At 47.7% G+C, this 14305-nt stretch carries 15 protein-coding genes and 1 other annotated feature; all 15 genes read right to left on the reverse strand.

The window, feature by feature from the left end:
- Positions 1-281 precede the first annotated feature (281 nt).
- The 15 genes from rplT to mutM all read right to left on the reverse strand — a co-directional run bounded on the left by rplT (position 282) and on the right by mutM (position 14301).
- Entirely contained in the window at positions 282-638 is a 357-nt protein-coding gene (gene rplT, locus ACFSUB_RS07225) for a 50S ribosomal protein L20 (protein WP_090928199.1), read from the reverse strand.
- A 36-nt stretch (positions 639-674) separates the two neighbouring features.
- Positions 675-881: a 50S ribosomal protein L35 gene (rpmI, locus tag ACFSUB_RS07230; RefSeq protein ID WP_380712514.1), complete on the reverse strand. Its 207-nt coding sequence runs from the start codon at positions 879-881 to the stop codon at positions 675-677.
- Between the two features lie 45 nt (positions 882-926).
- Entirely contained in the window at positions 927-1433 is a 507-nt protein-coding gene (gene infC / locus ACFSUB_RS07235; protein WP_380712515.1) for a translation initiation factor IF-3, read from the reverse strand.
- A gap of 85 nt (positions 1434-1518) precedes the next feature.
- Positions 1519-1643 (reverse strand) — a sequence feature (ribosomal protein L20 leader region).
- 79 nt (positions 1644-1722) lie between these two features.
- Positions 1723-3666 carry a threonine--tRNA ligase gene (gene thrS, locus ACFSUB_RS07240; RefSeq protein ID WP_380712517.1) on the reverse strand — a complete coding sequence of 648 codons (1944 nt, stop codon included), beginning with the start codon at positions 3664-3666 and terminating at the stop codon, positions 1723-1725.
- Positions 3667-4061: 395 nt separating this feature from the next.
- Positions 4062-4907 (reverse strand): putative sporulation protein YtxC, encoded by an 846-nt coding sequence (locus ACFSUB_RS07245; RefSeq protein WP_380712518.1) that lies wholly within the window; start codon positions 4905-4907, stop codon positions 4062-4064.
- A gap of 172 nt (positions 4908-5079) precedes the next feature.
- A complete protein-coding gene (locus tag ACFSUB_RS07250) occupies positions 5080-5328 on the reverse strand; it encodes a hypothetical protein (protein ID WP_380712519.1) in 249 nt (82 codons plus the stop codon).
- Between the two features lie 65 nt (positions 5329-5393).
- Positions 5394-6503, reverse strand: a complete 1110-nt coding sequence (gene mqnC / locus ACFSUB_RS07255) for a cyclic dehypoxanthinyl futalosine synthase (protein ID WP_380712520.1) — start codon at positions 6501-6503, stop codon at positions 5394-5396.
- A gap of 111 nt (positions 6504-6614) precedes the next feature.
- Positions 6615-7547, reverse strand: coding sequence for a primosomal protein DnaI (gene dnaI, locus ACFSUB_RS07260; RefSeq protein WP_380712521.1), 933 nt, complete (start codon positions 7545-7547; stop codon positions 6615-6617).
- An 11-nt stretch (positions 7548-7558) separates the two neighbouring features.
- The gene (locus tag ACFSUB_RS07265) at positions 7559-8971 is read right to left on the reverse strand and encodes a replication initiation and membrane attachment family protein (RefSeq protein ID WP_380712522.1); all 1413 of its coding nucleotides are present in this window, start codon (positions 8969-8971) and stop codon (positions 7559-7561) included.
- Positions 8972-9020: 49 nt separating this feature from the next.
- On the reverse strand, positions 9021-9482 hold the full coding sequence (gene nrdR, locus ACFSUB_RS07270; RefSeq protein WP_380712523.1) for a transcriptional regulator NrdR: 462 nt from the start codon (positions 9480-9482) through the stop codon (positions 9021-9023).
- Between the two features lie 443 nt (positions 9483-9925).
- On the reverse strand, positions 9926-10954 hold the full coding sequence (locus ACFSUB_RS07275) for a glyceraldehyde-3-phosphate dehydrogenase (RefSeq protein WP_380712524.1): 1029 nt from the start codon (positions 10952-10954) through the stop codon (positions 9926-9928).
- Positions 10955-11307: 353 nt separating this feature from the next.
- A complete protein-coding gene (locus ACFSUB_RS07280; RefSeq protein WP_380712525.1) occupies positions 11308-11988 on the reverse strand; it encodes an HAD family hydrolase in 681 nt (226 codons plus the stop codon).
- A gap of 156 nt (positions 11989-12144) precedes the next feature.
- Positions 12145-12750 (reverse strand): dephospho-CoA kinase, encoded by a 606-nt coding sequence (coaE, locus tag ACFSUB_RS07285; RefSeq protein WP_380712526.1) that lies wholly within the window; start codon positions 12748-12750, stop codon positions 12145-12147.
- 24 nt (positions 12751-12774) lie between these two features.
- The gene (gene ytaF, locus ACFSUB_RS07290) at positions 12775-13401 is read right to left on the reverse strand and encodes a sporulation membrane protein YtaF (RefSeq protein ID WP_380712527.1); all 627 of its coding nucleotides are present in this window, start codon (positions 13399-13401) and stop codon (positions 12775-12777) included.
- 72 nt (positions 13402-13473) lie between these two features.
- A complete protein-coding gene (gene mutM, locus ACFSUB_RS07295) occupies positions 13474-14301 on the reverse strand; it encodes a DNA-formamidopyrimidine glycosylase (protein WP_380712528.1) in 828 nt (275 codons plus the stop codon).
- Between the last annotated feature and the right edge of the window lie 4 nt (positions 14302-14305).

Here is a 14305-nt window from a genome sequence, read left to right on the forward strand (position 1 = left end):
TCTGTTTATAAAATAAGAAAATATTCAAATATTGGTGCTATGAGATCCAGCTTCAGCGCCCAGCCCCTCGGAGGTCCAATGGACTTGGATCAGTTCGACGTTGTCACAGGACGTGACGCAGTTAGTCGAACACCCCCGAGAAGCGGCTCCGGGCAACAAGCTGCCCGGAGCACCCGGTCCAGAACCTGTCGCGGGCCTGCAGGATGCAGGTCAGTTCGGTGTTGCCACAGGACGTGGCGTTCTTAGCCGAACTTCAATGATTCAGGGCGCTTACGCTTTTCTTATTTAAGATTGGCTTTGGCTTTTTCGGCTAGTTCGGCGAAGCCTTTTTCGTCGTTCACCGCAAGATCAGCAAGCATTTTACGGTTCATGTTAATATCAGCCTGCTTCAATCCGTGCATCAAACGGCTGTAGGACAGTCCGTTCAAACGTGCTGCAGCGTTAATACGGGTGATCCACAGTCTGCGGAAATCACGTTTACGCTGACGACGGTCACGGTATGCATACCGCAGGGACTTCATAACCTGTTCCTGCGCCGTTTTAAACAAACGATGACGGGAACCCTGGTATCCTTTTGCTAGATTTAGAACTTTATTACGACGACGACGTGCCACATAACCGCGTTTTACTCTTGGCATCGTCTATCCCTCCCTTTTCATTTTGCGTTTTTCATATTATTTGCGTCTTTTGTAAGGAAGCAGTGTATCCATACGCTTATGATCGCTTTTATCCATAATCGCATCGTCACTCAACCGTTTTTTCTGTTTCGTTGTTTTGTTACGGAAAAGGTGGCTTGTAAAGGCGTGACGACGCTTCAACCGGCCTGTTCCTGTTTTTTTAAAGCGTTTTGCCGCCCCACTGTGGTTTTTCATTTTAGGCATGGGTTGTTCCTCCTTCAGTGTCGTTCATTGTGTTTAAACGAAGTACTATTCTTTTTCCGGTTTTGGAGCAAGCATTAAGAACATGCTGCGCCCTTCCATTTTAGGCTTCGTTTCTATCGTTGCGATATCTTCACATTCCTTGGCCATCCGGTCGAGCACTTCTTTACCAATATCAGAATGCGTGATCATACGGCCGCGGAAACGGATCGCCGCTTTGACCTTGTCACCCTTTGATAAAAACTTACGGGCGTTTTTCAGCTTTGTATTAAAGTCGTGTTCTTCAATACTTGGACTGAGACGTACTTCCTTAACCTCAATGGTTTTCTGTTTCTTACGGGCCTCTTTTTCTTTCTTCTGCTGCTCAAATCGGTACTTTCCATAATCCATAATTCGGCAAACCGGAGGCTTCGCATTCGGAGCTACCAGTACAAGATCAAGTTCGGCCTGTTCTGCAAGGTCCAATGCATCGTTTTTCGATTTGACCCCGAGTTGTTCGCCGTTGGAATCGATGAGGCGTACCTCACGTGCACGGATTCCATCATTCACTTTCATATCGTTACGAATAATGTGCCACCTCCAAAAAAATTACGAATCAAAGCAGCCAGTTGCGTATCACTCCTGATACAGCAGGTCTTTTCGAGGCATAAAAAAGCGGGCGCAATGGACACACTGCACCCGCCTATCATTCTTAAAAAAGTACCAGGACCCGCCAACAGCATTTCGCGTCAGTCAGGTGAGAAGCGGGCGCTTCTGCTTGCTTTGGTTTCGGTTGTTCAAACACTTATTCAAGATATCACATGAAACAAAGGCTGTCAACAAACCCCTTTGTTTCTGATGAAAATTAATGCAGTCGGCGGTTGTCGATTTCGTCTTTGATGCGGTCCGTGAAATCATCAAGATCTACTGACTCTGAGTCCTGCTGCCCGTAACGGCGGACATTGACCGCGCCGGCTTCCATTTCACGATCACCGATGACGAGCATATAGGGAACCTTTTTCGTCTGGGCTTCCCTTATTTTGTACCCGATTTTCTCATCCCTGGTGTCCACTTCCACCCGGACGCCGGCTTTGCGGAGTTTATCTTCCACCTTTTTGGCATAGTCCAGATGAACATCCGCCGATACCGGAATGACTTCAGTCTGCACCGGAGCGAGCCATGTCGGGAGAGCGCCTTTGTATTCTTCAAGCAGAAAGGCGATGAAACGTTCCATCGTAGAAACAATTCCGCGGTGAATGACGACCGGACGGTGGTCTTCTCCGTCCTGCCCGACATAGGTAAGATCAAACCGTTCCGGCAGATGAAAGTCAAGCTGTACGGTCGACAACGTTTCATCTTTACCGAGCGCGGTTTTGACCTGAACATCGAGTTTCGGACCGTAAAAGGCCGCTTCTCCTTCCGCTTCAACGTACTCCACATTCATGCCGTCCATTGCTTCTTTCAGCATGGCCTGGGCTTTTTCCCACATTTCGTCATTATCCACATACTTCTCTTTATCTTCGGGGTCACGGTAGGAAAGACGGAAGTAATAATCGTTCAGTCCGAAATCCTGGTACACGTGCTGCACGAGTTCGACGACGCGGACAAACTCTTCTTTCAGCTGGTCCGGACGGGCAAAAATATGAGCGTCATTCAATGTCATCGCTCGTACCCGCTGCAGCCCGGCGAGAGACCCTGACTTTTCATAACGGTGCATCATGCCGAGCTCTGCCAGACGGACAGGAAGATCCCGGTAGCTGTGAAATTCATTTTTGAAGACCATCATGTGATGCGGACAGTTCATCGGGCGGATAACGAGCGTTTCGTTATCCATTTCCATCGGCGGGAACATGTCATCCTGATAGTGATCCCAGTGACCGGATGTTTTGTAAAGCTCAGAGCTTCCGAGAATAGGCGTATACACGTGGTCGTAGCCGAGACGTTCTTCCATATCCACAATGTAACGCTCAATCGTGCGGCGTATCGTTGCGCCTTTAGGAAGCCAGAGCGGAAGCCCCTGTCCGACCTTTTGATTGACAGAGAAAATACCCAGTTCTTTGCCGAGCTTGCGGTGATCCCGTTCTTTGGCCTCTTCCAGCTGTTTCAGATACTCGTCCAGATCGGCCTGCTTCTCAAATGCTGTACCGTAAATGCGCTGGAGCATTTTATTGTCGCTGTTACCGCGCCAGTATGCGCCGGATATACTCATGAGCTTGAATGTTTTTAATTTCGCTGTATTTGGTACGTGAACGCCGCGGCACAGGTCAAAAAACTCTCCCTGCTCATAAATCGTGACCGGTTCCCCTTCAGGGATGTCGTCAATCAGTTCGAGTTTGAGGTCATCCCCAATCTCCCGGAACATTTCTTTCGCTTCTTCCCGGGTCACTTCTTCACGGACGACTTCCAGGTTTTCATCGATGATTTTTTTCATTTCTTTTTCGATGACAGGGAGATCTTCCGGCGTGAGTTGATGCGGCATGTCGATGTCATAGTAAAAGCCGTTTTCAATAACAGGTCCGACGCCGAGTTTCACATCGCTGAACAGCCGCTTCACCGCCTGGGCCATCAGGTGCGCGGTGCTGTGCCTCAGAATGTGGAGCCCTTCTTCGCTTTTCACAGTAATAATTTCAACGGCACCATCGGTATGAATCGGGGTGCGCAGATCAATATGCTCTCCATTCCACTTCCCTGCCAGCGCCTGTTTTTTCAGGCCGGGGCTGATGGAAGCTGCAATTTCTTCAGTGGTGACGCCTTCCTCAAATGCCTTCTCGTTTCCGTCTGGAAATGTGATGTGAACTTGTGCTGCCACTTACGGATTCCTCCCTTTTATGTATTAAAAAAACCCCTTCCTCACTGGAAAGGGGCGTATATGGGACGCGGTTCCACCCTTGGTTTCAGGGCTGCTGGAGCAGACCTGGTCTCAAAGCCCGGATATAACGTTCCGGTTCCGGCAGCGGTTAATGAGCGCTCACGCCGTTCCCCACTGCAGCTCAAAGGGGGTGGAAAAGCCGTATTTTCGAAAAGCTTTCAGCCGCGGCTTTTCTCTCTGGGGAAAATCAGACGGCTTTCCCGCATCCTTATCTCTGCTTTCGCTGTTTCGGATTTCATGCTTGTCATTATAGAACGTAATACCAAAAAAATCAAGCCTTCTTTCGTTCCCAAACAGCCTCCAATGAAAAAACGGATACGAAGGGACGGTTGAGCTTATCCCGACGGCCATTCGTCCGGCGGCAGAACGCTCAAATGTTCTTCAAATATTTTTTTGAACGTCTGGACCGTACCATCTTCGGTGTCTGTGTACAAATACAGATGCCTTGGAGACAGACTTACTGCCGGACTGATGACCATGTACTCAAATGGCAGCTGGTCTTCAAATACAATTTTGGGCTCCAGGTAATCGAGTCTGGTCCACTCGTCAATCACCTGTTTGTTTTCATTTAAGAACACCGGTTCCTCCTGAAGCAGAATGTGCACAGCTTCATGCAGCGGCCTTGTTTGTTTCCTGTAGTGGCGGCATCCTTCCACAAGGGTTTGATATTCCTGCTCCCATTTGTATTCATCAATCGCTGCCGAAGCTGCTTTCACAAGAAGCTGATAATACGCACCAAACCGGAACGTAAACATAGGACGCCATTGTATGCTGCGGTGATGTTTGATTTCTTCTGCCATTTCGCGGTAAATGAAATGTTTACGCTTTTGCAGCAGCGTTGTTTCAGGGACTTCTTCCCGTTCACCGTTCAAGAGCGAATGGGCAATTTCTGCAATTGCCGGGGCTTCTTCTTTATACAAAAATGATTCCTCAATATAGTCCTTCACCCATTTCCATTCTTTCTCCTTCACGATGTAGTCACTTAAGCTGGCGGCAAGATATGGAACAAGACTTTCCCGCCACTCCCGTTCACTTCCCTGAAACTCCCAATGCAGCGCCGACTTATGTTTTTGAACCGCACCGGCTGGAATCCCATTTTTTCTCCACCTCAGCTGATCATCCTTGAACATATGATACACACCGAGGCTGTCCGCTTCATAATCAAAATCGATGGAAAACAATCCTCTATTCCCCCTTGCTCCCAGCTTCACTTTTTCTTATTTCATCTGTTCTGCTGTTCTATTCGTATGGATATACAAGGGAAAACATGCCTAAAAGAAAAGAGGCTGGAACAAAACCTCTATAAGCTAGAAAAATGCCGCACGATTTTAAAAAATCGTGCGGCATTTTTCGTTACTGAGACAAACCGCTGCGCCAAAATGCTTCGCTTTCACTCCAGAGTACAAGGGTGACATCGGTTCGCTGGATCTCATCGTGTCTTCTTTGCCGCGGGTACGGCTCAAAAAGAGGAAGATCAGCTAAAACCGGCACGTCCTGGCGGGCGCCGACCTGACCCGCTTCCTGCGGGGTCCCCGTGACTCGTGCTGTTCTGAGCAGGAGTCGAAACATTTTGGCTCCGCTGTTATACGGTTCTTGAACCATGACACAGAACATTCGTGTTATCTACCGCATCATGTTCTTTTGTCCCAGACTTTTCATCTTTCGGTTTAGTTCTGCATGACAAAATCTTTGTCTGCTGTCTCTTCGCCGTCAAACCGGCGGAGAACATTGTATTTCGTGTCCCGCTGGATCGGGGTCCGGCCTGTTTCACGGATCAGCCGGAGGATTTCGTTCGTGTTGACTTTATGTGTCGTGCCTGCGGCTGATACGACGTTTTCCTCCATCATTGTACTGCCGAAGTCATTGCAGCCGTAATCCAGTGATTTTTTGCCGGTAACAGGGCCCATTGTTACCCAGGAAGACTGGAAGTTCGGGATGTTATCGAGGAACAGGCGGGAAATCGCAACGTTTTTCAGGTAGCCCTCCGACGAAATGATTTCGCCTTTCATTCCGTTGTTACCCGGTTGGAACGTCCATGAGATGAAAGCCAGGAAACAGTCGGCTTCATCCTGTGCGTCACGGATCCGCTGCAGGTGCAGCGCTCTTTCTTCATATGTTTCCGTAAGCCCTATGACCATCGTGGCTGTACCGTGCATGCCGACTTTCTTCACTGTTTTCATGCATTCAATCCACTGCTGCCAGGAGGACTTCATGCGGCTCACTTTATGCCGCGTTTTTTCCGTCAGAATTTCCGCGCCGCCGCCCGGCACTGAATCCAGCCCGGCATCTTTCAGTTCCTGCAGCACTTCTTCTATGGAAAGGCCGGATACTTCCGACATTTTATAAATTTCAGAAGGAGAGAACGAATGCATTGTCATATCCGGATAGCGGTCTTTGATTTTTTTCAGCAGGTTGGTGTAGTATTCAAACGGAAGATCCGGGTTGGTCCCTCCCTGCATCAAAATCTCCGTACCGTCCACATCGCGGGTTTCCCCGATTTTTGCGAGAATCTCTTCATCTTCCAGCACATAGCCTTCTGAGGACCCCGGCTTGCGGTAGAACGCACAGAAACGGCAGTATGTATCACACAAGTTGGTATGGTTGACGTTCCTGCCGATAACAAATGTCGTTTCCGCTTCCGGGTGCCATTTTTTTGTTATTTCGTTGGCGGCTGCGCCGATTTTTTCCGTCTGATCGCTTTCATACAGCTTAACAGCGTCTTCTGTGGTGAGACGTTCACCCCGAAGCGCCTTATTCAAAATCGGATCGATGCTCATAATAACTACCTCCACTTTAAAAATGTGACTCTCATGCTCGTGGTCTGCATCTTCCTTCTTTTCCTATATTACCATATTTTCCATGGTACGGGGCAGTCATTACGAAATTCTTCACATTTCCCGTCGGTTTTTTCCATCTACAAAGACGGGGGTCGTCATATGCCGGATCCGCTCCATAATCCGTTTTGCCTTCAATTCTTCGATGCCGCCTTTCTGGGAATAGGCGAGATGATTTTCCAGCTCATCATAGTCATAATTCGATGTATAGATCGTCGGCAGTTTTTCCATCAGGCGGTAATGAAGAATGACTCCGAGGACATCATCCCGGATCCAGGCCGACGTCGTCTCAGCACCGATATCATCGAGCATCAACACTTCGGCATTTTTTACTTCATCCATTTTTTGCTGAACGGTGCCGTCGGAAAGAGCCTGCTTCATTTCCCGGAAAAAGTCGGGGGCATACACAATCATGGATGAAATATCGCGCGCCATCAGCTCATTGGCAATGGCACCGATCATGAAGGTTTTGCCGACGCCGAATTTGCCGTGCAGGTAAAGTCCTGCGGCGTCTTCTCCCGGTGCTGCCTCAAAGGCGAACTTGAGACAGGCGTTGCTGGCGGAAAGACGGCTTGCATGATCCTGATCGATATCATCAAACGAGGCTTCCAGTATCTCTTTTGGGATATACATGCTTTTAATCAGGGACTGCTGCCTCTTTTTTTCATCCGCCTGCTGCTTCAGCTGACACGGATGATAACGGACGGTAAGCTGTCCGGTTTCCGAATAGAGTTCAGGCTGATAGCCCTGCATCATGTTCGGACAGTTCTCAAGCCCCGGACAGGCATCACAGTGTTCCCGCTCCCGTTTGTATTCAAAAAGTTTCATCATATTGTTTTCAACCATGGAACGGTCTATTTCCTCGTGCTGCTGCAGAAAAGACTGGATTTTTGGATACGCCATCACTTCCTCCCGCAGCTTTTCATATCGGCGGCGCCAATTTGAATCTTTCATGTATTGGTCCAGCGAGGACCGAATGGAATCCATACACCTTCACCTCATTGCTGCCGGCTGTTTTTACGCAGCCTGAGCATTTCCTCGAATTGTTGTTTCTCTTTGTTGAGCTTCTCTTCATCCTCGGCTCCTGATGCTTTTGCATGGGCCTGCTCGTTCTGTTTATCCTGTTCGAGCCACTTCGGCAGCTTGTCTTTTCTTACGTAAGGACGGGGCTGCGCGCCTGAGGCCTGGGCTGCTTTGGCCTGGCCGCGGTGTTTTTGCTGCTGGTACTCCCATTTGGCCAGCTGCATAGCATCTTTCACCGTGTTAATCTGCTTGCGTCCCCACTGTCCGGCTATTTTCTGGACAAAATTCTGATTGAGCTTCATATTGTTCATCCGCATCACGTAATCGATCAGTACATTGACGACACCGGGCTGAAGCTGATAATCATGCATAAGAGATTCCACAAGCTTCACATCCGCCTGTGGCACCTTGGCACCGTCGGCAATTGTTTCAAGAAATGTAACCGGTGATGTCTGTTCACAGAACACGGCCATCTGCTCATTTTCATCCGCCGGTTCTTTCTCGTTCATCGTCCGGTACTCTTTTGGCTGGGTTCGTTTCCCGAGAGCGGGCGGTTCATTGCCGTATTCGTCCCGGTACCATTCCTGTACCTGACGGCGGAATTCCTGTTCATCCAGCTTTTCATCGTCATTCAACGAGCGCTGGACGACTCTGCTGAGCTGCAGAGGCTGCAGACGGTACACAAACGCCATGCGCTGTATCGCTGCTTTCGCCTGGTCATCGAGAAGCTTGTCCCCGTCAATAAAAACAGGAAGATCAGCTTTCAACAGCTCAAAATCAAAGTCTTCCTGCCGGAACGGCAGATCTCCTTGATGAGCGGTTCCCTGATAGGCATGATAATATTCTGTTTCCGTATCTGCTGCAGCCGATACCATCTCCGAGTGATGGAGCGAGGTATAGATATCATTAAATGCTGCTGTCACTTCGGTATAAGCCTCTTTATCCACCGATTCCATCATAAAACGGCGGCGCAGTTCAATGTAGCGTTTCTTTCCGAGCCTGTTAAACAAAAATACACTCAATACATCATTCTGAAAAAACTGGGCCGGTGTCATAGGAGTCTGCAATTCGTAGACAAACAGCGTCGATGTCTCTTCTTTTCGTTGAAAGGTCCGAAGCAGACCGATTCCTTCAAGTCCGCGGCGGGCTTCATAAATGTCATCAAGCGGTTGATTCAGCATTGCCATCAGCTCATGATGCACCGATTCACTGCTTGTGAAGCTGTCTTTTTCCAGTTTGCTCCAAAACATCGTGTAAAGGGAGACCGCCGTTGTACCAATTAACGGTTGATACAAAAGCTGCAGTGTTTTGTGTTCCCGCTCCCCAAGTTGATCAGCCGTCTGCACTTTAAACCGGTCCACCGGAAGAAGTTCTGTCCAATGCGGCATCTCCAGCTGTCCTCCTCTTCCTTTTCGTTCCCGGGACGTTCCGGCAGCTTTATTCTTCGTCTTTTTTGATCAGGTCTTTCAATTCGTCTATAAATACATTGATATCTTTGAACTGACGGTAAACAGAGGCAAATCGAACGTAGGCCACGTCATCAACTTCCGCCAGACGTTCCATCACCCTCTCTCCGACTTCTTCACTTTTGATTTCGGATTTTCCCTCACTTCGGAAATCGTGCTCCACGTCACTCACAATCTGCTCAAGCGTCTCCAAAGCAACCGGCCGTTTTTCGCACGCCCGGATTAGACCGCGCAGGATTTTCTCGCGGCTGAATTCTTCTCTTGTTCCCTCTTTTTTCACTACAATGAGAGGAAGTTCTTCCACGATTTCAAAGGTTGTGAAGCGGTACCCGCAGGCGTCGCACTCCCTGCGGCGGCGGATAGACTTTCCTTCGTTGCTCGGTCGTGAATCCAGTACCCTTGTCCCATTGGAATGGCAGGACGGACATTGCATTCTATCATCTCCACTACATGAACGGCTGCAGGCGTCCACGTTCGTTCATTCATATGTTTCATCATACCATTAACAAAAGCGTATTGGAAAGGCGGAGGCAGGAGGAGAAGATGATAGGAGAAAATAGGTAAAGTATTGCTATTTGTTACATGACCTGATAAATTTTAACTTTACACTGCGTTGTTCTCTCATGCGGTTCTGATTAATATATTTCTGGTTAGAAAGAAGTAACTCTCATTACTCCCTTCAAAAGCTAATCTGGTCGAATTCATATTTTCTACCTCACTCGATTTAAGAAATTCTTGAGCGCCTTTTTGTCCTCTGTCATAACCCATGTCGAACAATCCGGCGGAAATTTTATAGTAATATCCCGGTAAAAATAAAACAGCCAACCAGAAGAATCCGGTTGACTGTTTCAGCACGATGGCACATCTATCGTCATTTCAAACACTGACCATGGATTCTTTTTTCAGAAACCGGCCGACATAACATGCCAGATCCACGACGCGGCAGGAGTAGCCCCATTCGTTGTCGTACCAGGCAATGATTTTGACCTGCCTGTCATTCTGCACCATCGTGGACATTCCGTCGATAACAGCAGAACGCGGGTCTTTGTTGTAATCAACCGAGACAAGCGGATCACGGCTGAAACCGAGAATGCCCTCAAGCTCTGAAGATGCTGCCTCTTCCAGCCGCTCGTTAATTTCTTCTTCTGTAACGGTTTGTTTCAAATCTACAACCATATCTACAAGTGAAACATTTGGTGTCGGAACCCGGAGTGCCATACCGTTCAGTTTTCCCTGCAGCTGCGGAAGCAGTGCACCGATGGCAGAAGCAGCCCCCGTTGATGTCGGAATAATCGACTGGCCGCAAGACCGGGCACGGCGGAGGTCTTTGTGCGGGTTGTCGATATTCATCTGGTCATTCGTGTAGGAATGCACTGTCGTCATCAAACCGCTTTCAATTCCAAACGACTGTTCCAGTATTTTTACGACAGGAGCCATACAATTCGTCGTACAGGAAGCATTGGATATCACATGGTGCTCCTTCGGGTCATAATCCTCTTCGTTGACTCCCATTACAATCATGGCGTCTTCCTGTTTCCCGGGTGCGGTAATAATCACCTTCTCTGCTCCGGCTTCCAGATGGCGGGCAGCTGCTTTTCGTTCTTTGAATGCCCCGGTCGCTTCCACCACGATGTCTATGTTCAGTTCCTCCCACGGAAGATTTTCCGGACAGCGTTCATTCACAACCTGAATCCGCTTTCCATTTACAATAAGGGTATCACTGTCCACCCTTACTTCTGCTTCAAACAGACCGTGCGTGGAGTCATATTTCAGCAGGTGGGCCAGCGTCTCTGCCGGATACCCCGCATTCACCGCAGCTATATCCAGTTCATTCTCCGTGACTGCTTTACGGAACACCATCCGGCCGATACGCCCAAATCCATTCACAGCTACCCTAGGTTCCATACAAACATTTCCTCCTTTTATTGTGATATACATTTAATTCTTTTATATAAAATTAGTATATCACATTTAAAGTAAATTGTGACATACTAATTTCAAATTATGATACCTTTCTTTATGAATGGTGCAGCAAAAATCGTATGTTCGGAATCAGACACCTGTGTGATGACAATAAAGTTGTTTAATTCTGTAGCTGAAAATACGAATTACACCGTCCTCAAAGGAGGGCGGTGTAAAAATAAAGTTGTTTAACTTTTGGTGCAATTGTTGAATAACACTTTATAGATGTAACAATAAAGTCGTTTAAATTTATGGTCTTTCCACAATTGCGCCCGATTGTGTAATATGCTTGTTATTTATATTACCAATGCACCTAGTTCACTAAGGCTATTTATAACAATTACATCTTGATGTGATATTTTATCTTTACGATTTATCCAAACTCCTCTCATTCCAGCCTTTTTACTCCCTAATGCATCTGTATCTAACCGATCCCCTACATAGTAACAATCTTTAACTTGTCTATTTGCATGAGCACAGGCTTCCTCAAAGATGGCCTTGTCTGGCTTTGCTGCACCTATTTCACTAGAAGTAATAACACAATTGAAATATTCCTCAATACCCATATGTTGCAGTTTCTCTATCTGTTGCTCATAATCACCATTACTAATCACACCTAATGTATAACCGCTTTGCTTTAGCTGATTTAAAGCCTCCATGACGTCTGCATAAGCTTTCCAGTTTTTCTGATAAAAGGACAAATACATTTCAAACTTTTCATCAGCTTCTTGATCACTTAAATCAATTTCAGCCATCTTAAAAAGGTTGATCATTCGTAATCTCTTTTGTTCTTGGAATACTAACTCATTAGCTAGAAATTTCTCGAAATATTCTCTAGATAATTGTTTCCATAGCTCAATAGATTGATGTTCAGTAAAAGAAAAAAAAGAGTTGTGAGCACGGAAAAAATCTAGAATTCCCTCCCGTTCTGCATAATCATAGTCAAGTAATGTACCATCGATATCAAAGAAAATCATTTAATCCTCCCTTGATAATCCTTCTTTGCGTTCTAATATTAATTCGTCAAATCAGGAAGGAAATCCTTGTTCAATTAAATGGCCCGATTAATGAATAGAGGAAGTTTTTAAACAACTTTATTATTCATGTTCAACACCAACTAAAAATCCCCCCCTTCACGATGAAGAGGGGTGGATGTTCCATTCTTTCAATATATGTTCAAGCTGGGCGAGCGAATCTTCCTGTGTATCGTTGTTATCAATGACGACGTCTGCATATGTCTTTTTATCAGACATGGAAAGCTGAGAGGCCATACGTCTTTGGGCATCTTCTTCGCCAGCCTGATCGCGTTCCATTAATCTTTCTTTCTGCTGCTTTTCATCGACGTATACGAGCATCACTTTATCGACCATAAACTGCAGATTGTTTTCGATAAGCAGTGGAAGATCAAGCACGATAACCTCATGTCCCTTCTTCTGCAGATCGGCCTTGTTTTGCAGAATACGCTGGCGGATGGCCGGATGCATAATCTGATTCAGCATCCGGCGCTGGTTTTCGTCAGCAAAAATGCGGTCAGCCAGTTTTTTTCGATTCAACGTTCCATCTACTTCAAGAATCTCGATGCCAAATTGCTCCAGTATCTGTTCATACGCTTTTTCTCCAGGTTCCACAACTTCCCGCGCTGTCTGATCTGCGTCAATCACAGGGAAGCCGTATTGATGGAGGGCATCGGAAATGAAACTTTTTCCGCTTGCGATGCCTCCGGTCAACCCGATAATCATGTTCTTCCTCCTTCTCCTGTCTGTTCACTGTAAATTCCACAATCCCATTCCTATCAGCAGAATACCCGGCAAAAAAGAGAACTGCTTTGTTAATCCCGTTCCGGCAAGGATTCGTCCGCCTTTCCTGCCAAGCGATAAAAACATCGCACACATCACGCCGACAGCACATGCGAGGTAAATGGGAGAGTGTCCAAGTAACGCTGCGCCCATTCCGGCACCCAGCGCGTCGAGCGACAATGCCGCCCCCAGAAATGCGGCTTCTTTGACACTGATTGTCCCGGAGTGGTCCCAATCCGCTTCATCCGGCTTCTTCAATACGGTCATAAACTGTACCCAGGCACCTTTATCCCGGTTCGTTCGATGACCCACGGGAGATGTATCCTGTTCCCGGAACACTTGAATAAGTGCCCATAAGCCTATCAAAATCAAAATCAGGCCGCCCGCGGCTTCTGTTATCCAATCAGGAAGGTACTGTTTCAAAAACCCGGCCGCAGCCCCGCCGCCAAGCACAGATAAAGCAGAGCAGACACTGATGCAGACGTAAGAATAAAAGGGAAGTTTCAATCTGCGCAGCCCGTAGGAAAGGCCGGCCCCGAAACTGTCTACACTCACGGCAAAAGCCAGCACACATAACGAAAATAGTGACGCCATCGGAAGAGCCCCTTCCTGCTGTAATCTACGTTACTATATGGCAGGGGGGCCGCAGGCGTTCATACACGGCCGTCAGCGTCTTTGACAGCCCGGGCAGTAATGGGTGCCTCGTCCAGCTGTCATGTTCTTTTCCACAGGGGTTCCACAATGCCAGCAGGGTTCGCCGTTCCTGCCGTAAACGTTTAGTTCCAACTGAAAATATCCAGTCTCCCCGTTGCCGTTCACATAGGAACGAACGGAGCTCCCTCCTTTTTCCACAGCTCGTTCCATTGTTTCGGTTATTCTGCGGCGCAGCAGGTTGATTCGTTTCTGCGACACCTCCCGTGCCCGGGCGTCCGGCCGGATGCCTGCCTGAAACAGGGCTTCATCCACATAAATGTTGCCAAGCCCGGCAATTTCCCGCTGGTCGAGAAGCACCGTTTTGATGTCACGGGTCGTCTTTTGGCAGCGGCGGTAAAGGTACGCCCCCGTAAACTGCTTATCTTCAAGCGGTTCGGGACCGAGCTGCCGGAGCGGTAGTTCCTGCTCTTCGCTTCCTTTTTCAAACAGGTGCATCGTCCCGAATTTCCGGACGTCTTTGTAACGCAGCTCGGTTCCGTCTGTAAAATAAAAACGGACATGGGTGTGTTTATCCGGAGCCTCTGCTCCTGCCATTTCATATTTTCCTTCCATACGCAGGTGGGAAACGAGAACATAATCATCCAGATGAAACAAAAGAAATTTCCCACGGCGTCCGATACGGTGAATGGTCTGTCCGCAGATAAGCTGATTAAAAGCTTGGACATCATCCAGTCTTTTTATCATTTTAGGCCAGTTTACTTCCACGTCCTGAATGATTTTCCCTCCGGTCAGCTCCTGGAGGGTACGTTTGACCGTTTCTACTTCCGGCAGTTCCGGCATCTTT

This window comes from Salibacterium lacus (assembly GCF_042684865.1).
Lineage (GTDB): Bacteria > Bacillota > Bacilli > Bacillales > Marinococcaceae > Salibacterium > Salibacterium lacus.